This is a genomic window from Candidatus Kosakonia sp. 282A-S69 (assembly GCF_029433855.1).
Lineage (GTDB): Bacteria > Pseudomonadota > Gammaproteobacteria > Enterobacterales > Enterobacteriaceae > Kosakonia > Kosakonia cowanii_A.
Map to the genome: position 1 here is coordinate 740,729 of NZ_JAROAU010000003.1, position 23,443 is coordinate 764,171.

Consider the following 23,443-nt stretch of genomic DNA (forward strand, 5'->3'; position numbering starts at 1 on the left):
GGGCTATAGCTCAGCTGGGAGAGCGCTTGCATGGCATGCAAGAGGTCAGCGGTTCGATCCCGCTTAGCTCCACCAAATTCCGAACCCAACGGAACTGGTGCGTAGAGTAACATTGTGGGGCTATAGCTCAGCTGGGAGAGCGCTTGCATGGCATGCAAGAGGTCAGCGGTTCGATCCCGCTTAGCTCCACCAAAATTTAAACCCTCGCGTTTACGCGGGGGTTTTTTGTCTGGAAGGTTTTAAGCTGTTGCCTGATATAGACGCACCTCTGCCATTTTCTCGTCCATTTCCCTTGCTTGCTACACTCTTTCAATAAATCTATTATTCATGGTAATTATTTTTTAACCACCAGAGCCGACATTACTTTATGAAATCCGGTAACGTTAAGACGTTTCTACTGGCGCTAATGATGTGCCTGGTGGCTATACCTATTGCCCGTCTTATTTCACCGAGCTCAATAGTTGATGCCGGCACGGTTTACCTCGCCTGGTTACCATTAAGCGTAACGCTGGCGATGCTCTTATTATTTGGTCGTCACGCTGTTGCGCCGCTTATTCTCGGCTCCGCCATTATTAATGAGATCTTCTTCCATCTGCCTTTCGGCGAAGCGGCAGCACTGCTGTTTTGCCAGCTGTTTGCTGTGTTGCTGGTATGCGCCATTGTTCGCTGGCAGCTTGGTGCGCGCTGGCGTTACGGTATTCCCAATAAAAATATGGGAGTACGAATTTTATGGATGGGGTTTATTGCGCCCGTCGGCATAAAAATATCGATGTATATTGCCGGCGCCTGGTTTAATTACCCCATTGTTCTTTCCAATTTTTTTGGCAGCGGTTCGTTAATATTCTCAATCATCGATATTGAGAGTTTGATTTGTGCAGCATTGATTTTCACCATGATTGTTTATTATCCGATGCGCATGATCCTCAATCCCCGCTTCGCCAGGGCCTGGTGGCGGCGTACCGTTGTGCCCTGTTTTACTAAGAGAAAACGGTTATTTACGCTGGGCTGGCTGGCGATATTAATCACCATTGTGGCGCTGTTATGCGCGCCTTATGAAACCGATCTCATTGCCGGTTATCTGGTACCGGTAATCTTTATTATTTTCAACTTTGGTTGCAGTCGTCTGCCGGCCACATTTCTGACGTTGAGCTGGGCCGTGTCGGCTTTCCTGTTACTGGCTTATAACGACAACTTTTTTCATGGTGTGCGCGCGGATTACTCGCTGGCGTTTGTTATGTCAGTACTGATCTGTTTCACCGTCTGTCTGCTCTACAACACTCGCGTCTTCGGCCGCAGCCTGTGGCTGAAGCGGCGCTGGCAGGCGCAGGCGATGAGCGATCCGCTGACCGGTTTGCCCAATTTGCGTGCACTGGAAAGGGAGATGGAACGCCAGCCGGGCAGCATCATCTGCTCTCTGCACATGAAAAATCTCGATTTCCTCAGCCGTCACTTCGGCATGATGATGCGCGTTCATGTTAAGCGCAGCGTCACCCAGGCGCTGCAACCCTGGTTACATGAAGGGGAGCGCTTTTTTCAGCTGCCCGGCAGTGAATTGCTGCTGCTACTCAACGGGCCGGAGACCCTGGCGCGCTTGCACTCGATGCTGGATGTGCTTAATAGTCAGCGACTATGCTGGAATAAAAACCCGCTGGAGATTGAGTTCGGCGCCTCGTGGGGTGAACTGCAGGGCAACAGGGAAGCGCTGCACCAGACGCTCGGCCAGCTAAGCTGGTTATCGGAGCAGACGGACAGCGAAAATCGCGTTCTGGCGCTCACCAACAGTCTGGCAGAAGTGAATCATCAGACCACTGAGCGTGTGCTGCAGCTTGAGCGGGTGAAGCGGGCGCTGGAAGAGGGCGGCATTGCGCTCTATGCCCAGCCTATTGTCGATGCTAATGGCGAGGGCTATCACGAAATCCTCTCAAGGCTGGTCAGTGACGGGAAGACCCTCACACCGGATCAATTTATTCCGGTGATTGCCCAGTTTGATCTCGGCACGCGCTTTGATATGCAGGTCGTCGAAACGCTGCTGAAATGGATGCAGGCGCATCCGCAGCCTGTTGATAAGGCGCGTTTCTCCCTCAACTTGATGCCGCTGACCCTGATGCAACAATCCTTCGCTACCCAGTTTCTTGCACTGTTTGCGCGCTACGGCATCTCCGCGCAGGCGGTGATTATCGAAATTACCGAAGAGCAGGCATTTTCCCACTCGGAAGTGAGCATCCGCAATATCACGCGTTTGCGCCAGGCGGGGTTTAAAATCGCTATTGATGACTTCGGTACCGGCTACGCCAACTTCGAACGTTTGAAGCGCATCCAGGCCGATATCATCAAGATCGATGGCTGTTTTATCCGCGATATCCTCACCGACCCGCAGGATGCGATGATCGTGAAAGCGATATGCGATCTGGCGAAGGCTAAAGGTCTGACGGTGGTGGCAGAGTATGTGGAGAGTGAGGCGCAGCGCGAGTTACTGCTGAAGGCGGGTGTCGACTACTTGCAGGGGTATTTGCTCGGTAAGCCGCAGCCGCTGGCATAAAAAAACCGGGGCAGGCCCCGGTTTTCGTAAAGTACGCCCTAATCAGATAACAAGCGCCGCGATCGCCGCAGAGAGCACGCTCACCAGCGTCGAACCGTAAACCAGCTTCAGACCAAAGCGGGAAACCACGTTGCCCTGCTCTTCGTTCAGGCCTTTGATCGCGCCTGCGATAATGCCGATGGAGGAGAAGTTGGCGAAGGAGACCAGGAAGACAGAGAGGATACCTTCCGACCGCGGAGAGAGGGTGGACGCGATTTTCTGCAGATCCATCATCGCCACGAATTCGTTGGAGACCAGTTTGGTCGCCATGATACTCGCCACCTGCAGCGCTTCATGCGCCGGTACGCCCAGCACCCAGGCAACCGGGTAGAAGATGTAGCCCAGAATCCCCTGGAAGGAGATACCCAGCACGGCAGCGAAGAGGGCGTTCAGGCCGGAAATCAGTGCGATAAAGCCAATCAGCATTGCCGCAACGATAATCGCCACTTTGAAACCTGCCAGAATGTATTCACCCAGCATCTCAAAGAAGCTCTGGCCTTCATGCAGTTTCGCCATCTGCAGATTCTCTTCACTCTCATCCACGCGGTACGGGTTGAGGAGCGAGAGCACGATAAAGGTACTGAACATGTTCAGCACCAGCGCAGCGACGACATATTTCGGCTGCAGCATGGTCATATACGCACCCACAATCGACATCGAAACCGTCGACATTGCGGTGGCGGCCATGGTGTACATGCGGTTGCGCGACATTTTGCCGAGGATATCTTTATAAGCAATAAAGTTCTCGGATTGACCCAGAATCAGGGAGCTGACCGCGTTAAATGATTCCAGTTTACCCATGCCGTTCACTTTCGACAGCACCGTACCGATGGCGCGAATCACAATCGGCAGAACGCGAATGTGCTGCAAAATACCAATCAGCGCAGAGATAAAGACAATCGGGCAGAGCACTTTCAGGAAGAAGAAGGCCAGGCCTTCGTCATTCATTTTGCCAAAGACGAAGTTGGTGCCTTCATTGGCAAAGCCGAGCAGTTTTTCAAACATCCCGGAGAAGCCTTTTACGAAGCCGAGGCCTACATCAGAGTTGAGGAAGAACCAGGCCAGCACAACTTCAATCACCAGCAGTTGAATAACAAAGCGAATGCGGATCTTTTTGCGATCGCTGCTCACCAGCAAGGCAAGCAGCGCCACAACAGCAAGCGCCAGGACAAAGTGCAGAACGCGGGACATATTTGCTCCAAATATGAGACGGGTAGGAATTTCGTGCACATTCTATGTAACAAGACAAAAGAAAACGAGATCAAAGGCACACTATATTAATGTCCTGTGACCAGACTCAAAATTAGTGATCAAACATACAATTCAGGTATGTTAATAAAGGCCGTGAAAAGTTGCGTCACGCTGCTAGACTCATAACATAACGCTGCGGTAATTGTTGTTGCCGCCGTCACCATCCTTGGCATTCAACCCTTCTATTGTTCAGGCTATCAGAGAAATCAAGTAAACCCATCTTAACGATCTTGATAATCATTCTCATTTTGGTAGCATCAAACATAGCAAAGGCTATATTTAGGGGCAATAAATGAGCAGTAGTCGCGTGGAGAGCAGTAACGGACGGGCAGCGCGTAAACTTCGGTTTGCGCTGATGGGGCCTGCATTTATTGCCGCAATTGGTTACATCGATCCGGGTAACTTTGCCACCAACATTCAGGCGGGGGCGACGTTCGGCTACCAGCTTTTATGGGTTGTGGTGTGGGCGAACCTGATGGCGATGCTCATCCAGTTGCTTTCTGCCAAGCTCGGCATTGCTACCGGCAAAAACCTTGCGGAGCAGATCCGCGATCACTATCCGCGCCCGCTGGTGTGGTTTTACTGGGTGCAGGCAGAAATTATCGCCATGGCGACGGATCTGGCAGAGTTTATCGGCGCGGCGATTGGCTTCAAGCTGATCCTCGGCGTGTCGCTGATGCAGGGCGCGGTGCTGACGGGGATCGCCACCTTCCTGATCCTGATGCTGCAAAAGCGCGGGCAGAAACCGCTGGAAAAGGTGATTGGCGGCCTGCTGCTGTTTGTTGCGGCAGCTTATATTGTGGAGCTGATTTTCTCTCAGCCGAAGCTGGCGGCGCTGGCAAAAGGGATTGTGATCCCTACGCTTTCCGGAACCGATGCGGTCTTTCTTGCCGCTGGTGTGCTGGGCGCGACCATTATGCCGCACGTGATCTATCTGCACTCCTCCCTGACGCAAAACCTGCACGACGGTACTCGCCGCGAGCGCTACTCCGCAACCAAATGGGATGTCGGACTGGCGATGACCATTGCCGGGTTTGTTAACCTGGCGATGATGGCGACCGCCGCGGCGGCGTTTCACTTTAATGGCCATACCGGCGTGGCCGATCTCGATCAGGCCTATTTGACGCTGGAGCCGCTGTTAAGCCATGCCGCAGCAACAATTTTCGGCCTGAGCCTGGTGGCGGCGGGACTCTCTTCCACGGTCGTCGGTACGCTGGCCGGGCAGGTAGTAATGCAAGGGTTCGTCCGTTTCCATATTCCGCTGTGGGTGCGCCGTACCATCACCATGATGCCGTCGTTTATTGTTATCTGGCTGGGGCTAGATCCGACCCGTATCCTGGTGATGAGCCAGGTGCTGCTAAGCTTCGGTATCGCGCTGGCGCTGGTGCCGCTGCTGGTGTTTACCAGCAATACGAAATTGATGGGCGAACTGGTCAATACCGCGCTGGTAAGACGTACTGGCTGGGTGATTGTTGCGCTGGTGGTGTGCCTGAACGGCTGGCTGTTGGTGGGAACGCTTGCTGAGTTAATGGGTAAATAGTGCCTGATGGTTGTGGGTTTATCGGGTTACATCTCTTTTCTGCGGCTTAAATGCCCGATGGCGCTACGCTTATCGGTCCTGCAAAAATGTATCGGTGCACAAAAGCTTGTAGAAAGCTGGATCGCGTAGGCCGGATAAGGCGTTAGCCGCCATCCGGCACTGCACGTTTCATCGGGTAATCAAACTATCTGCGAAACACAATTAATGGTGGTGTCCATGCCCGTGACCGCGGCCTGGACCGCGGTGGTCATCACGATCTCTCCAGCCTTCACGATACCCGCGCTCGTAGGCGTCGCGCTTGTCCCAGCCATGCTTATCCCAGCCACGATGCCGGCCGCGGTCATGCTTATGCCAGCGATGATCGCGCCACTCATAATTACGATTCCAGTAATCGCGGTCGCGCCAGCGGCCACCGTCCCAGTAGTTACCATAATTATCACGATCGCCGATCTGCAATTTAACCGACGGCAACAGGGTGATTTCGCCAGCATTGGCGGCCAGCGGCGCAAAAGCCATTAATACTGCTGCCAGAATCAGTGACCTGAACATACTCTTCTCCTTCACGATCGGGCCGGGAGGGCCTGTGGCGGCAATATTACGGGGCGCGCAAACCCCGTATTAGTGGCGGAACTCCTAATTCAGCGTTAACAGCACTTTTTGCTAAAGTGATCGTTTACTGCGTGCCGGCGAGAATGGCATCAATCTCCTCGCACTCCTGCGCGCTAAACGCCCGGTTCGCCAGCATCCCCACCGCATCATCAAGCTGGCCGGTTTTACTGGCACCGATTAATACCGACGTAACTCGCTCATCACGCAGCACCCACGCCAGCGCCATCTGCGACAGCTTCTGCCCGCGCTGCTCGGCCACGGCGTTCAGCGCCCGCACCGTCGCCAGTTTCTCCTCGGTGAGCTGATCCGGGTTGAGGAAGCGGCTCCCGCTCGCCGCGCGCGAATCCGGCGGGATCCCCTGCAGATAGCGGTCGGTCAGTTGCCCGCCTGCCAGTGGCGAAAAAGCAATGCTGCCCACCCCTTTCTCCTGCAACAAATCCAGCAGTTCGCTCTCGACCCAGCGTTCAAACAGGGAGTATTTCGGCTGATGGATCAGGCACGGTGTGCCGAGATCGTTAAGGATCTCGATTGCTTCCCGCGCCTGTGCCGCCGGGTAGTTCGACAGCCCGACATAGAGCGCCTTACCCTGGCGTACCAGGTGATCGAGTGCGCGCATCGTCTCTTTCAGCGGCGTTTCCGGGTCCGGACGGTGATGATAGAAAATATCGACATACTCAATGCCCATGCGGCGCAGGCTCTGATCGAGGCTGGCAACCAGATATTTGCGCGAGCCCCAGTCGCCATAAGGGCCCTCCCACATGGTGTAACCGGCTTTGCTGGAGATAATCAGCTCATCGCGATAGGGGCGGAAATCCTCCTGCATGATGCGCCCAAAGTTGCTCTCAGCTGAGCCAGGCGGTGGCCCATAATTGTTCGCCAGGTCGAAATGGGTGATGCCGAGGTCAAAGGCGTGGCGCAGCAGCTGTCGGCTGGTCTCGAGCAATGTCGCGTCGCCAAAGTTGTGCCACAGCCCGAGCGACACCAAAGGTAACTTAAGCCCGCTTTCGCCGCAGCGCTTATAGGCCATTTTTTCATAACGTGCGGGGTCCGCCAGGTAAACCATGCAAATACTCCTGATAAAGGGGGAAGCGATAAATTCCGGGCACAAATAAGCGCCATGTTGCGCACTCTTTCAACGCACAAGCGTACTCCAGGTATCTTCTTGTAACGCACTACGGCAATTAGGCAGTAATCAGTCTGAAAGCTTAGGGCTAATCTGTGATGTAGATCGATAATAAAGGGGCACTCGTGATATGGTCGTTGTCGTTACAGCGCCTTGAATTTACAGTGTGCCAAAGATTTATTCTGACTTTAGCGGAGCCGTAGAAGAATGAAAAAATATGCTTTAGTGGGAGACGTGGGCGGCACCAACGCGCGCTTAGCGTTGTGTGATGTCGAGACCGGCGACATTTCCCGGGCGAAGACCTATTCAGGTCTTGATTATCCGAGCCTGGAAGCGGTCGTACGCGTCTACCTCGAAGAGCACGAGGTGAGTGTGGAAGATGGCTGTATCGCCATTGCCTGCCCCATCACCGGCGACTGGGTGGCGATGACCAACCACACTTGGGCCTTCTCCATTGACGAAATGAGGCAAAACCTTGGCTTCGCGCATCTGGAGATCATCAATGATTTCACCGCCGTTTCGATGGCTATTCCGATGCTGAAAGCGGAACATCTGATCCAGTTTGGCGGCAACGCGCCGGTTGAGGGCAAACCGATTGCCGTTTACGGTGCCGGCACCGGTCTTGGCGTCGCGCATCTGGTGCATGTGGATAAGCGCTGGGTGAGCCTGCCGGGTGAGGGCGGCCACGTCGATTTCGCGCCGAACAGCGAAGAGGAGGGGATTATCCTTGAAGAGTTGCGGGCTGAAATTGGCCACGTCTCCGCCGAACGCGTGCTCTCCGGCCCCGGGCTTATCAACCTTTACCGCGCGATTGTGAAATCTGATGGTCGCCTGCCGGAAAACCTGCAACCGAAAGATATTACCGAGCGCGCGCTGTCAGACAGCTGCACCGATTGTCGGCGTGCGCTGTCGCTGTTTTGCGTGATTATGGGCCGTTTTGGCGGCAACCTGGCGCTCAATCTCGGCACATTTGGTGGCGTTTACATCGCGGGCGGTATCGTGCCGCGCTTCCTTGATTTCTTCACCGCCTCTGGTTTTCGCGGCGGTTTCGAAGATAAGGGGCGTTTCAAAGCCTACGTGCAGGATATTCCGGTCTACCTGATTGTTCACGATAACCCAGGCCTGCTGGGCTCCGGCGCGCATCTGCGCCAGACGCTGGGTTATGTCCTCTAAAGATTCATCAGTTGTCTGAATTCTTTTACCTTGCTGCGGCTGACGGGCACCTGAAAATCAAGGTCCCGTAGCCGCAGAATATAGGTGTTGTTAAACCAGGGTTCGATCTCGCGGATCTTATCCAGATTGACGCAGTATGAGCGGTGGCAGCGGAAGAAGTGCGCTGTCGGCAGCTTGCTGCAAAACTCCGTAATATTCATCGGCATCACGTACGATTCCCGCCTGGTGTAGACAAACGTCATCTTCTCATGCGCTTCCGCGTAATAGATATCGTGAATACTGGTGACAATAATGCGCTCCTCTTTCACCAGGTTAATGGTGGCGTTCTCCCGCGACTGTGGGCTGCTCGCCGTACCAGCCTGCTGCTGCCAGGCGCTCTCCAGCTTCTGCAACATATTGACAATGCGTGACTCCTGATAAGGCTTCAGGATGTAGTCAAACGCTTCCAGTTCAAACGCTTCTACTGCATGCTCTTTCCATGCGGTGATAAAGACAATAAAGGGTTTATGCGCGAACTGGCTGATATTTTGCGCCAGCAACACGCCATCCAGCGACGGGATGTTGATATCGAGAAAAATGGCGTCCACGCGGTTGTGCTGTAAGTACTTCAGCACGTCGAGACCGTCATCAAACGTGCCGACAATCTCCATCTGGCTGTGTTCGCGGATAAGCCAGCTTAGCTCCTGCTGCGCCAGGAACTCATCTTCTACAATGATGACTTTCATCTTCTCTCCGGTGAGGGCAACAGCGTCGCGCGCGACGTCTGGCGGGGCACATAAAAGGCGATTTCGGTGCCGGGCGACAAGCGGCGAATATGGAGTCCTTCGCCATAGAGCAATTTCACCCGCTGATGGACATTCAGCAGACCAATTTTATTCCCCGGCATTTCGTCAGCTTCGACGCGGGCGATCATCTCAGGGGCGATACCGTTGCCGGTATCGCGCACCGCGATGCGCACCCGGTTGCCGCACTCTTCCACGCTGATGGTGACCACTCCTTTGCCTTTGCAAGGCTGAATACCGTGAACAATGGCATTTTCCACCAGCGGCTGGATCAGCAGGCTTGGGATCACGCAACTCACCTCTTCATCGATATCATAGATAACCGTCAGCTTATCGCCGAAGCGCGCCTGCTCAATGGCGATATAGTCCTTAATCTGGTAGAGCTCTTTTTTGATGTCGATCTGCTCATCATCTTTTAATTCGATGTTATAGCGCAGATAACGCGACAGATTGTAAATCAGCTGGCGCGCGGTATCGGGATTCAGGCGAATGGATGAGGAGATAGCATTCAGCGCGTTAAAGAGAAAATGGGGATTAATCTTGCTCTGCAGCGCGCGCAGCTCCGCTTTGTTGGCCATCTCACGCAGCTGTTCAGCGCGGGAGACTTCCAGCTGCGTTGAGATAATCTGCGATAAACCGACCGCCATGTCCTGCAACGCAGAGGTAATCTGGTGCGCGTGGCAGTAGTAGATTTTTAGCGTTCCGGTGACGATGCCCTGTTCGCGCAGTGGGATCACCAGCATGGAGTGGATTTCCGGCGTACGGTGCGCTTCATCATTGTTTTTAATGATAATTTCGCCGGTAGTGATCGCCTGCTGCGTGGTCGGGCTAATAATGTCATCGTTATCGAGGTAGTTATTTTCACCGACCCCGACATAGGCCAGCACATGATCGACATTGGTGATCGCCACCGCGTCAGCATCAATATCGCGGCGAATGATGTCGCACACCTGGCGCAGCGACTCGCTGTTCACATTGCGAAATAGCGGCAGCGTTTTGTTGGCAATATCCAGCGCCAGCCGCGCCTGACGTCCGGCAATCGCCTCTTTTTCCCCCTCGACGCTCTGCACCAGCAGCACAATAAAGCCGATACACACCGTGCCGAAGATCATCGGCGCGCCGATTTTCGCCACAATATCCAGCCCCAGCGCCGTCGAGGGTGCCCAGACCACTACCAATAGCATGGTCAGGCTTTCGCAAATCATCCCGCCGATGATCCCGGCGCGCCAGTGCTGGGCTTTAGGAAACTTTCGGTTAATCAGCCCCGACATAATGCCGGCGATAATACTGGTGATAAAACAGGGCACAGCGGTCACGCCGCCGACATCAATCAGGTAGCGGTGCGTCCCGGCGATGATCCCGGTAATAATGCCGACCCAGGGGCCAAAGAGAATCCCGCCGGACATCACGGCAATAATGCGCACATTGACCAGCGATCCCTCCACCGGCACGCCGGACCAGGTGCTGAACAGCGCGAACAGGGAGAAGATCGCCGTTACGCCGAGCAGCTCCTTTGGTGAGTGAGCAGTTTTATGCAGCAGCTCGCGAAACAGGCGGAGGCGGATCAGAAAGAAGAGGCAGATCAGCATCAACGCCGCGCGGTCGAAAACCGCCAGCAGCATGTCGAATATTTCGTGCACGGGGGACTCATGTGATAGAGGTCAAAGGGCTATGATAAAAAACCCGGCGGCAGATCACCAGTTAACCATTGATTAGATGAATGAGGAAAAACCATTTTTTAAAAAGGGGATTAAAGGGAATCTTACCCAGCGCGGGAGACAACTCACTTTGCTGCCCTTTTGAGGTAATTTTATTTTTATCATAATGTTAAAGATAAGCGGTAGTTATCGGCTTAAGCGGCAATCACCTCTAAGACTGTTCACATTTCGCTTCCTCTTTTACCCGGCCACACTATTTTTTCGCTTCCCTCTCGACAGGCAGAATTTAATCAGGCTATGGTCAGAACAGCTGCACATGCAGCGACGTCGCTCGGACGGTCCGGGCGCTAACGTAACTTCGAGGAATCTATGGCTGACTCCAGTCCTGAACGCCGTTTCACGCGTATCGATCGTCTTCCCCCCTATGTTTTTAATATTACTGCCGAACTGAAAATGGCTGCGCGACGCCGCGGCGAGGACATTATCGATTTCAGTATGGGCAACCCGGATGGCGCAACCCCGCCCCATATCGTGGAAAAACTCTGCACCGTGGCGCAGCGCCCCGATACGCACGGTTACTCCACCTCGCGTGGTATTCCGCGTCTGCGGCGGGCTATTTCGCGCTGGTATCAGGATCGTTACCAGGTGGATATCGATCCGGAAACGGAAGCGATTGTCACCATCGGCTCGAAAGAGGGGCTGGCGCACCTGATGCTGGCGACGCTGGATCACGGTGATACCGTGCTGGTGCCGAACCCGAGCTATCCGATCCATATCTACGGCGCGGTGATCGCCGGCGCGCAGGTGCGATCGGTGCCGCTGGTGGAGGGGGTCGATTTCTTCAATGAGCTTGAGCGGGCGATCCGCGAGAGCTATCCGAAGCCGAAGATGATGATTTTAGGCTTCCCGTCGAACCCAACTGCGCAGTGCGTGGAGCTGGAGTTCTTCGAAAAAGTTGTAGCGCTGGCAAAGCGTTACGATGTGCTGGTGGTACACGATCTGGCCTACGCCGATATCGTGTTTGATGGCTGGAAAGCGCCCTCCATTATGCAGGTGCCCGGCGCGCGCGATGTGGCCGTCGAGTTCTTCACCCTGTCGAAAAGTTACAATATGGCGGGCTGGCGCATTGGCTTTATGGTCGGCAACCCGACGCTGGTCAACGCGCTGGCACGCATCAAAAGCTACCACGATTACGGCACCTTCACGCCGCTGCAGGTTGCGGCTATCGCGGCCCTGGAAGGGGATCAGCAGTGCGTGCGCGATATCGCCGCGCAGTATAAGCGTCGCCGCGATGTGCTGGTCAAAGGGCTGCATGAAGCAGGCTGGATGGTCGAAATGCCGAAAGCCTCTATGTACGTCTGGGCGAAAATTCCGCAACCCTATGCGGCGATGGGCTCGCTGGAGTTTGCGAAAAAGCTGCTGAAGGAGGCGAAAGTGTGCGTCTCGCCCGGCATCGGTTTCGGTGATTATGGCGACACCCATGTGCGCTTTGCACTGATTGAGAACCGCGATCGTATCCGCCAGGCGGTGCGCGGCATCAAAGCGATGTTCCGCGCCGACGGCCTGCTTCCCGTGACGCCAAAAGGGGCGGCGGAAGAGACCCAGCCATAAAAAAAGGAGCCGTATGGCTCCTTATTTTTTTCTGCGCTATGGCTCAGGCTAGATCATCAGGGCGAATGTGCCGGCCCACACGATAACCATCACCGATATGCCCATAAAGAAATATTTCACGTTCATCGCTCCGCACACAAAGTATGCATTAATGATCTGTCAGGACTGAGTATAGAGAGGTGAAACTACGCCAAAATGAAAATGAGAATTTTCTCCCTTTCGGCCACAGCGCCATCTCAGAATTTCCGGTGAATTCATCACCAAACGGGGGCTAATGTACGCTTAATTTTTTGCCCTTACAAGAGCCTTTTTTCTATTTAATTTTAGCAACTTACAATGTGTCGGGCTTTGGCGACACAATACTTTCGCTGCTAAATAAATTGCCCTTGGGCGACGGTTTTTTGGCGTAGCTGAAACGGTTCATTGGCGCTTGAAATATAAGGCGAATTTTATGTGCGGCATCACAGTTTGCGGTTTGCAGCCGTGTTAATAGCGGGAGCGCCCACAGCAAACGCGCCGCAGAGTTGACAAGCGAATCATTATGCAAATAAATGTCTATACAACACATGACAAGAGAATCGTATGATTGAGCTGACCTCTGACGACCATCTGTGGCGTAACGCGAGGCTTGCGACCATGGACCCCACGCGGGCAGAACCGTATGGCCTGCTTGAGCACCATGCCATCGTGGTGCGTGACGGGCAGATCCGGGCGATTGTGCCGGAGCGTGAACTGCCCGCTAAGGTCCTGCAGAGCAGCGATCTGCAAGGTCGTCTGGTGACGCCGGGTTTAATCGACTGTCATACCCACCTTATTTTTGCCGGAAACCGCGCCCAGGAGTGGGAGCAGCGGTTAAACGGTGTCTCATATCAGCAGATTAGCGCCGAAGGCGGCGGCATTAACGCAACCGTGCGGGCGACGCGGGAATGTCCCGAAGGGGAACTACTGGAACTGGCGCAGCCGCGGCTGGCACGGCTGATGCGCGAAGGGGTCACCACCCTTGAGATTAAATCGGGCTATGGGCTGGATTTAGCCAGCGAAGAGAAGATGCTGCGCGTCGCCGGCACGCTGGCGCAAAACAATAGGGTTGAGGTGAGCCGCACGCTGCTCGCCGCACACGCCGCGCCGCCGGAGTATAAAGCGGACCCGCAGGCTTATATTGAACTGGTTTGCCACACCATTTTGCCGACTCTGGCGGAAAAAGGGCTGTTTGAGGCGGTGGACGCGTTTTGTGAAAACGTCGGCTTTACCCCGGCGCAAACCGGGCAGGTGTTTCGCGCCGCGCAGGCGCTCGGTATTCCGGTGAAAGGCCATGTCGAGCAGCTCTCCTCGTTGGGCGGCGCGGAGCTGGTTAGCCGCTTTGACGGCTTATCCGCCGACCATATCGAGTACCTGAGCGAATCGGGCGTGATGGCGATGCGTGCCAGCGGCACCGTTGCCGTCCTGCTGCCTGGCGCTTTCTATTTTCTTAATGAAACGCAAAAACCGCCGGTTGCCTTGCTGCGCCAGCAGGAGGTGCCGATGGCGGTGGCGACGGATTTCAACCCTGGCACCAGCCCGTTTGCCAGCCTGCACCTGGCGATGAATATGGCCTGCGTAAAGTTTGCTCTGACGCCGGAAGAGGCCTGGGCGGGCGTTACGCGCCATGCCGCACAGGCGCTTGGTCGCCAGCATACGCACGGTCAACTGGCCGCCGGGTTCGTCGCCGATTTTGTTGTCTGGGAAGCCAGTCACCCGGTGGAGATAATCTACGAGCCGGGTCGTAACCCGCTTTATCAACGTATTTTCCGTGGTGAGGTGACGGCATGAATCTATGGCAGCCGGTAGCGCCCGCCTGCTGGCAGGGCAGGGATGACAGCGGCGAAGCAGCAAACGCCCTGCGTCTGTTTCAGACCGTCACCCGGGCGGCGACTTTTGCCCCCGAAGCGCACCGCGGCAAGACGGCGCTGCTTGGCTTTGCCTGTGATGAGGGCGTTAAGCGCAACCAGGGGCGCGCGGGGGCGGCGAAGGGGCCATTTGCCCTGCGTAACGCGCTGGCAACGATGGCCAGCCACGCCGGGCATCAGCAGATAGTCGATTTAGGTAATATTGTCGCCCAGCCGGAGGCGCTGGAGCAGGCGCAGCAGGTGCTGCATGATGCGGTGCTCGCCTGCCAGCAGGCGCAGATGCGCACGCTGGTGTTTGGCGGAGGGCATGAAACAGCATTTGGCCACGGCTCGGCGATCCTTGATGCTTTCCCGCATGAGCAGGTCGCCATTATCAACCTCGATGCGCACCTTGATTTACGCCAGGCGGCGCGCGCCAGCTCCGGCACGCCGTTTCGTCAGCTGGCGCAGCAGTGCGACACCCAGCAGCGCGGCTTTCACTATACGTGTTTCGGTGCCAGCCTGGCGGCCAACACCCAGGCGCTGTGGGATGAAGCGACGCGCCGCAATGTGACGGTGATTGAGGATCTGGCGCTGTTAAACGCCTTTGAAACCGAAGCGCTACCCGAAATTAAACGCCTCATTGAGCAGTACGACAGGATCTATCTCACCATCGATCTTGACGTGCTGCCCGCCTGGGAGATGCCTGCCGTTTCCGCACCGGCGGCGCTGGGTGTGCCGATGCATCTGCTGCTGCGCATTATCGAGCCGCTGTGTCGCAGCGGCAAAGTGCAGGCGGTGGATCTGGTGGAGCTCAATCCGGCGTTCGATCACGCAGGGCAGGGCGCGAAAGCCGCCGCCCGGCTGGCCTGGCAAATCCTGCACTGGTGGCAGTGATATACTCGCCTGACTAATAACAATAAGGAATTACCGCGCTATGTATTCACCCCGCCCCCGGGTAGCCCCGGCCACCGCGCCCGTCCCCTTTTACGAGAAGGTTAAGCAGGCCATCAGCGAGAAGATCGCCGCCGGTATCTGGCGTCCGCACGACCGCATCCCCTCTGAAGCGGAGCTGGTGGCGCAGTTTGGTTTTAGCCGCATGACCATCAACCGCGCGGTGCGCGCGCTGACCGATGAGGGGTTACTGGTGCGCTTGCAGGGCGTCGGCACTTTTGTCGCTGAGCCGAAAGGGCAATCGGCGCTGTTCGAAGTGCGCAGCATCGCCGATGAGATTGCCGACCGTCACCATCAGCACCACTGCGAAGTGCTGCTGCTGGAGGCGCGCGCCGCCGATACCACCCAGGCCGCGGCGCTAGACGTGGCGGAAGGGACTCGCATTTTTCACTCGCGCATGGTGCATTTTGAGAATGGGATGCCGGTACAAATTGAGGAGCGCTGGGTCAATGCCACCGTAGTGCCGGAGTATCTGCACCAGGATTACACGCAGACCACCGCCCATGCTTATTTGTCGCTGATTGCGCCGCTCACTGAAGGGGAGCACATTGTCGAAGCGGTTCATGCGGCAGCCGACGACTGCCGCTTGTTGCAGATCCAGGAGCACGATCCCTGCCTGCTGATCCGCCGACGCACCTGGTCGAGGTCGCAGATTGTCTCCCACGCCAGCCTGCTTTATCCCGGCTCCCGCTACCGCTTACAAGGCCATTTCGGCTCCTGAGCGCTGCCGCCAGCAAAAGCGTGATTGTTAGCGCACTATCAGAAAAATGTATCTCGAGTGTTAAAACCTGCCTTGCGTGTAATTGTATAGACAAGTATATGTGTTTACACACTCATCGCGTGATTTCAGGAGAACAACGATGTCGCATATCCCCTCTCGCCCGCAGGCGATCCGCGCTCCGCGAGGTACGGCACTGACGGCCAAAAGCTGGCTGACCGAAGCGCCGCTGCGCATGTTAATGAACAACCTCGACCCGGAGGTGGCAGAAAACCCGCAGGCGCTGGTGGTGTATGGCGGTATCGGGCGTGCGGCGCGTAACTGGGAGTGCTACGACGCCATCGTTAAGGCACTCACTCTGCTCGAACAGGATGAAACGCTGCTGGTGCAGTCCGGCAAACCGGTCGGCGTGTTTAAAACCCACGAGAACGCGCCGCGCGTATTAATTGCTAACTCTAACCTCGTGCCGCACTGGGCCAGCTGGGAGCACTTTAACGAACTGGATGCAAAAGGGCTGGCGATGTATGGCCAGATGACCGCCGGGAGCTGGATCTACATCGGCAGCCAGGGGATCATCCAGGGTACCTATGAAACCTTTGTTGAAGCCGGGCGTCAGCACTACGGCGGTAACCTAACCGGGCGCTGGGTGTTAACCGCTGGTCTGGGCGGCATGGGCGGCGCGCAGCCGCTGGCAGCGACGCTGGCCGGGGCCTGTTCGCTGGTGATTGAGTGCCAGCAGAGCCGCATCGATTTTCGCCTGCGCACCCGCTATATCGATGAGCAGGCCACCTCCCTTGACGACGCGCTGGCGAGAATAAAACGCTACACCGCAGAGCGGCGGGCGGTTTCCGTGGCGCTCTGCGCCAACGCCGCCGACGTTTTGCCGCAGCTGGTGCAGCGCGGCGTGCGCCCGGATATGGTCACCGATCAAACCAGTGCCCACGATCCGCTGCATGGCTACCTGCCAGCGGGCTGGTCATGGGAAGAGTATCAACGCAGAGCGGAATCCGATCCGCAGCAGACCGTGCAGGCGGCGAAAGCGAGCATGGCCGAACACGTTAAGGCGATGCTCGCTTTTCAGCAGTTGGGCGTGCCGACCTTTGATTATGGCAACAACATTCGCCAGATGGCGAAAGAGATGGGCGTAACCAACGCCTTCGATTTTCCCGGTTTTGTTCCCGCGTACATTCGCCCTCTCTTCTGCCGCGGCATTGGCCCGTTCCGCTGGGTGGCGCTCTCGGGTGACGCCGAAGATATCTACAAAACAGATGCCAAAGTAAAAACGATGATCGACGATCCGCACCTGCACCGCTGGCTGGATATGGCGCGCGAGCGTATCCGTTTCCAGGGCTTACCGGCTCGCATCTGCTGGGTGGGGCTGGAGTGGCGGCAGAAACTGGGTCTGGCGTTTAACGAAATGGTGCGCAGCGGCGAGGTCTCCGCGCCGATTGTGATTGGCCGCGACCACCTCGACTCCGGCTCGGTCGCCAGCCCGAACCGCGAAACTGAAGCGATGCGCGACGGCTCCGATGCCGTCTCCGACTGGCCGCTGCTCAATGCGCTGCTTAACACCGCCAGCGGCGCAACCTGGGTCTCGCTGCACCACGGCGGTGGCGTTGGCATGGGCTTTTCACAGCATGCGGGCATGGTGATTGTCTGCGACGGCAGCGATGAGGCAGCGGCGCGGATTGCCCGCGTGCTGCATAACGATCCCGCCACCGGCGTAATGCGCCATGCCGATGCCGGGTATGAAAGCGCCATTGCGTGCGCGGTTGAACAGGGGCTTAACTTACCGATGGTGGATGCCACCCAGGGGAAACGTTAATGAACAGTACGCTACACCTTATTCCCGGCCAGTTGACGCTGGCGCAGCTGCGCGACGCCTGGCGGCAGCCGCTGCACGTTACCCTCGATGAAAGTGCCTTTGCCGCCATTGAAGCGAGTGTTGCCTGCGTAAACGCCATCATGACTGAGGGGCGCACGGCGTATGGCATCAACACCGGCTTTGGCCTGCTGGCGCAGACGCGTATCGCTACCGACGATCTGGAAAACCTGCAACGCTCGCTGGTGCTCTCCCACGCCGCCGGCGTCGGCGAACCGCTGGATGAGGCGATGGTGCGCCTGATGATGCTGCTGAAAATCAACAGCCTGGCGCGCGGCTTCTCCGGCATCCGTTTACAGGTGATTCAGCTGCTGGTGGAGATGCTCAACGCCGGTCTCTACCCGTGGATACCGGCGAAAGGCTCCGTTGGCGCTTCAGGCGATCTTGCGCCGCTGGCACATCTCTCCCTGACGCTGCTTGGCGAAGGTAAAGCGCGCTTTGAGGGGGAGTGGCTGCCCTCCAGCGAGGCGCTTAAACGCGCCGGCCTGGCACCGCTGACGCTGGCGGCAAAAGAGGGGCTTGCCCTGCTGAACGGTACGCAAACCTCCACCGCATTTGCGTTGCGCGGGCTGTTTGAAGCCGAAGATCTCTTCGCCTCGGCGGTAGTGTGCGGGGCGCTGACCACCGAAGCGGCGCTTGGCTCGCGTCGGCCTTTTGATGCACGCATTCACGAAGTGCGCGGTCAGCGCGGGCAGATGGACGCCGCTGCGCTCTACCGCCATTTGCTGACTGATGACAGCGCGATTGCGCAGTCGCATCACAACTGCAATAAGGTGCAGGATCCCTACTCATTACGCTGCCAGCCGCAGGTGATGGGCGCATGTTTAACGCAGCTGCGCTTTGCTGCCAGCGTGCTGTTAACCGAGGCCAATGCGGTTTCCGATAACCCGTTAGTCTTTGCCGCCGAAAACGAGGTTATCTCCGGCGGCAACTTCCACGCCGAGCCGGTGGCAATGGCCGCCGACAACCTCGCGCTGGCGATTGCCGAAATCGGCGCGCTGGCGGAGCGGCGCATCGCTCTGCTGATGGACAGCCATATGTCGCAGTTGCCGCCCTTCCTGGTGAAAAACGGCGGCGTGAACTCCGGGTTTATGATCGCCCAGGTGACGGCAGCAGCGCTGGCGAGTGAAAACAAAGCGCTGGCGCACCCGCACAGCGTCGACAGCCTGCCGACCTCCGCCAATCAGGAGGATCACGTCTCAATGGCACCTGCCGCCGGTCGTCGCCTGTGGGAGATGGCAGCGAATACGCGCGGCGTGATTGCCGTCGAGTGGCTGGCCGCCTGCCAGGGGCTCGATATGCGCGAAGGCTTAACCACCAGCCCGCTGCTGGAACAGGCCCGCGGCCTGCTGCGCGAGGAGGTCACACACTATGCGCAGGACCGCTTCTTCGCCCCCGATATTGAGGCCGCCATAACGCTGCTCAGCGCTGGTCATCTGCGGCAGCTGCTGCCAGACATACTCTCCCCCACCAGCTGAACATCCTGCCCGGCACAGAAGCCGGGCTTTTTTTGCCTGCTAAACAGCTTATCCAGACCGCACTCACCTTCGCGCCATGACGGCTATCACGGCGCGGCGCTAGCGGCTTCCGGTTAGTTCACGGATTTAGTAAATTGAGCCACGGAAACTGAAATCACACAGAAGGGAAGGCCGGGTGAGCGGGAAAATTGATTATCAGATTGAGAAATACAGCTTTGCTGATGTCGCCGGTACGCCGCGCCTGGCGCAGCAGTGGCGCGATGTGCTGGATGAGTGCCGCCAGCTTAACGCCGGAGCCGAAGAGCGGCTGCGCATCGCGCTGCTCAATGTCGATTATGTTACCAGCTTTGAGCTTCCCTTCCGTTTACTTCTGACCCGCGCGCCGCAGCTGATTGCCGCGCTGCGCGAGGAATTCAGCCTGGCGCAGAAAAATGTCATCTTTAACGGCAAGCGCTTTGGCTGCGTCTACAGCCTGAAAACCGATTTAAGCGACATTCCCGATACCTTCCAGTATCGTCTGGCGACCCGCATTCGGCGCATCGATGCCACCGGTGCGACGGCCGCGCCCTATCAGCAGATCGCTAAAGAGGTAAAAGCCCCGCGCGAGCGCCTGAAGCTGGCACTCGAGTCGGGGTTGCAGGTGACAGCACTGGACGGGCTCTTCTGGTTTGGGCTGCAACGCATTGCGGCAGATGTGCAGCGGCTGCGCAAAAGCGGGATGGCGATCGCCACCGCCGAAACCGAGGTGTTCGACGATCTCACCGGCACCACGCGGCTGATGCCTGTTTACCGCCGCGTCGAAAAATAGCCGCCATCGGCGGTAAATTTATCAAAGTGATACACCTTTTCCCGGCTTGATAACGGTCAGGCAAACCCCTGCCTGTTTTTTATCCGTTATAGCCATTTTTTGCCCTGTTTCGTCTGTTTTTTGCCCGAAATGAAAGTGGCATAACCATTGCTTATAGCACTCATCCTTTTGCTAGTGGAGAGCGCATAACAATGGAGACGGTGCTGGTAGGCAGTGAAGTAGCCCGCGTAGACGGGCTGGCCAAAGTCAGGGGAACGGCAATTTATGGCGACGATATCCGGCTGAAAAACATGCTTTACGGCGTCTGTCGCTATGTCGATATTGCCGCGGGGCGCGTTGAGTCGGTCGATCTCAGTGAAGCGGAAAAGGTGCCCGGCGTGGTACATATCGCGACCTGGAAGGATATCCCGGGGCAGCGCAAGCTGGGTGTGATTATCCCCGATTACCCGCCGATCATCGAAAACGAGGTGGCCTATCGCGGTGATGTCATTGCCGTGGTGGCAGCGGAGAGCTATCAGGCTGCCTGCCTGGCGGTGGATAAAATTAAGCTCACCTACTCGCCCTGCGAGCCGATCACCTCCCCGGAGGAGGCATTGAAACCGGGCGCGCGGCTGATCCACAGCGCGCTTGAGAGCAACGTCATCAACCGCCATCACACGGTGAAAGGGGATATTGAGGTCGGGTTTGCCGCCTCGACGAAGATCATTGAGCGCGACTATGAGGTGGGTTTCCAGGAGCACGCCTATATCGAACCGGAGTCGATCACCGCGTGGCTGGATGATGACCAGCAAATTATGACGATTGCCGGTTCGATTCAGAACGCTCACCGTGTTCGCGGCATTGTCGCCAAATACCTCGATCTGCCGCAGAGCAAAGTGAATGTGAAACGTTCGGTGCTCGGCGGCTCGTTTGGCGGGAAAGATGACATCATTGATAACCTCGCCTGCCGCGCGGCGCTGCTGGTACAGCTGACGGGGCGTCCGGTCAAGATGACCTATAACCGCGAACAATCAATGCGCGAAAGTTATAAGCGCCACCCCTACAAATTGCATTACCGCATTGGCCTTGATGATGACGCGCGCATTCAGGCGATGCAGATAAATATCCTCGCCGACGGCGGCAGCTATGCCGGGCAGACGATGTTCGTTACCTGGCGCAGCTCGGTGCAGGCGGCAGGGCCGTACAATATCCCCAACGTGCGCGTCGATCTTACCAGCGTCTATACCAACAATAACTACACCTCGGCATATCGCGGTTACGGCGCGCCACAAGTCATTTTTGCTAATGAATCGCTGATGGATGAAGTGGCGGAGATAATGGGTCTCTCGCCGGTGGAGCTGCGTCTGCGCAATATCCTGCGCCAGGGCGATATCAGCATGGCGGGCCAGCGTATGTGCGATCACACCGTCTCGGCGCAGGAGGTGCTGGAGACGTCGGTGCTTAAAGCTGAGTTCGAGGCGCGACGGGCGCATTATCAGCAGCTGAATGCCGCGGGTGGCCCGGTGCGTTACGGCATCGGCCTGGCGCTGAGCCACCGCGGCTGCTCCCTTGGTGCGGAGGGGCTGGACGCTTCATCCGCACTTATCCAGGTCAATGCCGACGGCAGTATCAATATCTCCACCTCGGTCTCGGAGAACGGTCAGGGGTTGCAGACCACCATGTCGCTGCTGGCGGCGGAAGCCTTCGGCATTCCGCTGGCGCGCGTCACCTTTAGTGAACCGGCGACGGCGATGATTGCCGATGGCGGCTCTACCGTTGCCTCGCGCGGCACCTTGATGGGTGGGCAGGCGATCCTCAGCGCCGCCAATACCATTAAAAATCGCATGGCTGCCGCCATTTTAGCGACGCTGCAAGCCGGTGAGATAGCGGATCTGGTCTGGCGTGATGGCTGCGTCTTCAACCGCCATCAGCCGCAATGTCGTCTCACCTTTCAGCAGGTGGTCGATATGACCCGCGCCACCGGCGCCAACTTATCCGCCTACGGCTGGCATGTGGCACCTCCTATTCACTGGGATGAGGAGAAGGGGAGCGGCAGCCCCTATTTCACCTGGGTCTATGGCTGCCAGATTGCGGATGTGGCAGTCGATATGCGCACCGGCAAGGTGACAGTCAACAGTGTCGTCGCCACCCATGATGTCGGCAAGGTGATCAACCCGGTTGGTTTTAACGGCCAGGTCTACGGCGGCGTGCTGCAGGGGATGATTGGCTACGGCATGCTGGAGGATTTCAATACCGAGCAGGGAGTGGTGAAGTCGGAGAACTTTGACACCTACCTGCTGCCGACCATCAAAGATATGCCACCCATTATCATCAACGCCATCGAAAATGCCGATAAAGCGGGGCCGATGGGGGCGAAAGTGATTGGCGAACCGGTGCTCGAACTCGGCGCCGCGGCGCTCAATAACGCGGTGAGCTTCGCCATCGGCCGCTTTAACCGTACGCTTCCACTCACCCTTGAGCAGGTCAGGCTCGGTTATAACCTGAAAAAACCGGCCCGCCAGAGTGAACGGCTGTTTGATTGCGGCCCGAAGAAAGAGGTTCACCGGCTCAATACGGTATCGCTGAACACGGCGAGCACGTTGAAAGAGGCCTTAACGCTGCTGGCGGAAAAGGCGGCCCAGCCAATTGCGGGGGGTACCGATGTGCTGGTGCAGGCGCGGCTGCGCTGTGACGCCGTACCGCTGGTCAACATTGCCGGGCTGGCCGAACTTAAAGAGATCTTCAATCTCGACGGCGGATTATCGATTGGTGCCGGAGTCTGCTTTAGCGATTTGATTAAACACCCGCTGGTGCAGCAGCGCTATCCGCTGCTTGTTACCGCCTGCAAAACCATCGGCTCGTTACAGCTTCGCAACCGCGCTACGCTCGGCGGCAATGTGGTCAATGCCGCGCCCTGCGCCGACTCTCTGCCGCCGCTGATTATCTATGACGCACAGGTGGAGCTGCGCAGCCTGCGCGGTACGCGCCGCTTGCCGGTCAGCGAATTTGTTACCGATGGCTATCGCACCGGTATCGCTGCCGATGAACTGGTCACGCGCTTTATTCTGCCGGTGCCGATGACCCAGCCGCTGGTGGAGTGCTACCTGCAACTGGGACGGCGCAATGCGCTCAACATCACGCGGCAAAGCCTGACCGGGCAATTCCATGTCGACAGCGGAGGCACCATCCGCATCTGCCGGCTGGTCGACGGTGCGCTGATGCGAAAACCGCAGCGGTTAAGCCCGGTGGAAGAGGCGCTGATCGGCCAGCCGCTGAACGCCGCTTCGGTTGATAAAGCCGCGCAGGCGCTGAAAGGGCTGGTGGATGACGCCATCGGTGGGCGCTGGTCTGCGCCTTACAAAATCCCGGTGTTTGTCGATATGTTCCGCCTGATGATGCAGGACGTGATAACTGAGCAGAGCAACTAAGGAGCG

17 protein-coding genes and 1 tRNA gene are annotated in these 23,443 nt (G+C 57.0%); 12 read left to right on the forward strand and 6 right to left on the reverse strand.

Going from position 1 to position 23,443, the window contains the following annotated elements:
* Window positions 1–116: 116 nt before the first annotated feature.
* Window positions 117–192 (forward strand) — tRNA-Ala (locus PU683_RS09235).
* A gap of 175 nt (window positions 193–367) precedes the next feature.
* The gene (locus PU683_RS09240) at window positions 368–2,539 is read left to right on the forward strand and encodes a sensor domain-containing phosphodiesterase (protein ID WP_277171204.1); all 2,172 of its coding nucleotides are present in this window, start codon (window positions 368–370) and stop codon (window positions 2,537–2,539) included.
* Between the two features lie 42 nt (window positions 2,540–2,581).
* Here the strand turns inward: PU683_RS09240 and PU683_RS09245 are convergent, their stop codons facing one another.
* Window positions 2,582–3,769, reverse strand: coding sequence for a NupC/NupG family nucleoside CNT transporter (locus PU683_RS09245; RefSeq protein ID WP_277171205.1), 1,188 nt, complete (start codon window positions 3,767–3,769; stop codon window positions 2,582–2,584).
* Between the two features lie 352 nt (window positions 3,770–4,121).
* Here PU683_RS09245 and PU683_RS09250 point away from each other — a divergent pair, with 352 nt between their 5' ends.
* Window positions 4,122–5,369 (forward strand): Nramp family divalent metal transporter, encoded by a 1,248-nt coding sequence (locus tag PU683_RS09250; protein ID WP_277171206.1) that lies wholly within the window; start codon window positions 4,122–4,124, stop codon window positions 5,367–5,369.
* Between the two features lie 201 nt (window positions 5,370–5,570).
* On the opposite strand, the gene PU683_RS09255 is transcribed toward PU683_RS09250, so the two are convergent.
* Window positions 5,571–5,918, reverse strand: a complete 348-nt coding sequence (locus tag PU683_RS09255) for a DUF2502 domain-containing protein (protein WP_277171207.1) — start codon at window positions 5,916–5,918, stop codon at window positions 5,571–5,573.
* A gap of 124 nt (window positions 5,919–6,042) precedes the next feature.
* The gene (mgrA, locus tag PU683_RS09260; protein WP_277171208.1) at window positions 6,043–7,041 is read right to left on the reverse strand and encodes an L-glyceraldehyde 3-phosphate reductase; all 999 of its coding nucleotides are present in this window, start codon (window positions 7,039–7,041) and stop codon (window positions 6,043–6,045) included.
* A 267-nt stretch (window positions 7,042–7,308) separates the two neighbouring features.
* Here mgrA and glk point away from each other — a divergent pair, with 267 nt between their 5' ends.
* Window positions 7,309–8,274 (forward strand): glucokinase, encoded by a 966-nt coding sequence (gene glk, locus PU683_RS09265; RefSeq protein ID WP_023479899.1) that lies wholly within the window; start codon window positions 7,309–7,311, stop codon window positions 8,272–8,274.
* Here the strand turns inward: glk and PU683_RS09270 are convergent.
* On the reverse strand, window positions 8,271–8,999 hold the full coding sequence (locus PU683_RS09270; RefSeq protein WP_277171209.1) for a LytR/AlgR family response regulator transcription factor: 729 nt from the start codon (window positions 8,997–8,999) through the stop codon (window positions 8,271–8,273). The genes glk and PU683_RS09270 overlap by 4 nt on opposite strands.
* Entirely contained in the window at window positions 8,996–10,696 is a 1,701-nt protein-coding gene (locus tag PU683_RS09275; protein WP_277171210.1) for a sensor histidine kinase, read from the reverse strand. Before PU683_RS09275 ends, PU683_RS09270 begins: the two co-directional genes overlap by 4 nt.
* Before the next feature lie 387 nt (window positions 10,697–11,083).
* Here PU683_RS09275 and alaC point away from each other — a divergent pair, with 387 nt between their 5' ends.
* Window positions 11,084–12,325 carry an alanine transaminase gene (gene alaC / locus PU683_RS09280; RefSeq protein ID WP_277171211.1) on the forward strand — a complete coding sequence of 414 codons (1,242 nt, stop codon included), beginning with the start codon at window positions 11,084–11,086 and terminating at the stop codon, window positions 12,323–12,325.
* A gap of 48 nt (window positions 12,326–12,373) precedes the next feature.
* On the opposite strand, the gene ypdK is transcribed toward alaC, so the two are convergent.
* The gene (ypdK, locus tag PU683_RS09285) at window positions 12,374–12,445 is read right to left on the reverse strand and encodes a membrane protein YpdK (protein WP_099458783.1); all 72 of its coding nucleotides are present in this window, start codon (window positions 12,443–12,445) and stop codon (window positions 12,374–12,376) included.
* Between the two features lie 462 nt (window positions 12,446–12,907).
* Between ypdK and hutI the strand changes: the two genes are divergently transcribed.
* The 7 genes from hutI (at window position 12,908) to PU683_RS09320 (ending at window position 23,437) form a co-directional block, all read left to right on the forward strand.
* On the forward strand, window positions 12,908–14,134 hold the full coding sequence (gene hutI / locus PU683_RS09290; protein WP_277171212.1) for an imidazolonepropionase: 1,227 nt from the start codon (window positions 12,908–12,910) through the stop codon (window positions 14,132–14,134).
* Complete coding sequence (gene hutG / locus PU683_RS09295) at window positions 14,131–15,087, forward strand: formimidoylglutamase (RefSeq protein ID WP_277171213.1); 957 nt, start codon at window positions 14,131–14,133, stop codon at window positions 15,085–15,087. Before hutI ends, hutG begins: the two co-directional genes overlap by 4 nt.
* 40 nt (window positions 15,088–15,127) lie before the next feature.
* Window positions 15,128–15,865: a histidine utilization repressor gene (locus PU683_RS09300; RefSeq protein WP_277171214.1), complete on the forward strand. Its 738-nt coding sequence runs from the start codon at window positions 15,128–15,130 to the stop codon at window positions 15,863–15,865.
* Between the two features lie 139 nt (window positions 15,866–16,004).
* Entirely contained in the window at window positions 16,005–17,687 is a 1,683-nt protein-coding gene (hutU, locus tag PU683_RS09305; protein ID WP_277171215.1) for a urocanate hydratase, read from the forward strand.
* Window positions 17,687–19,222 (forward strand): histidine ammonia-lyase, encoded by a 1,536-nt coding sequence (gene hutH, locus PU683_RS09310; RefSeq protein ID WP_277171216.1) that lies wholly within the window; start codon window positions 17,687–17,689, stop codon window positions 19,220–19,222. The genes hutU and hutH overlap by 1 nt, the downstream gene beginning before the upstream one ends.
* A 175-nt stretch (window positions 19,223–19,397) precedes the next feature.
* A complete protein-coding gene (locus PU683_RS09315; RefSeq protein WP_277171217.1) occupies window positions 19,398–20,030 on the forward strand; it encodes an ECs1377 family protein in 633 nt (210 codons plus the stop codon).
* A gap of 191 nt (window positions 20,031–20,221) precedes the next feature.
* On the forward strand, window positions 20,222–23,437 hold the full coding sequence (locus PU683_RS09320; RefSeq protein ID WP_277171218.1) for a molybdopterin cofactor-binding domain-containing protein: 3,216 nt from the start codon (window positions 20,222–20,224) through the stop codon (window positions 23,435–23,437).
* Window positions 23,438–23,443: the final 6 nt, after the last annotated feature.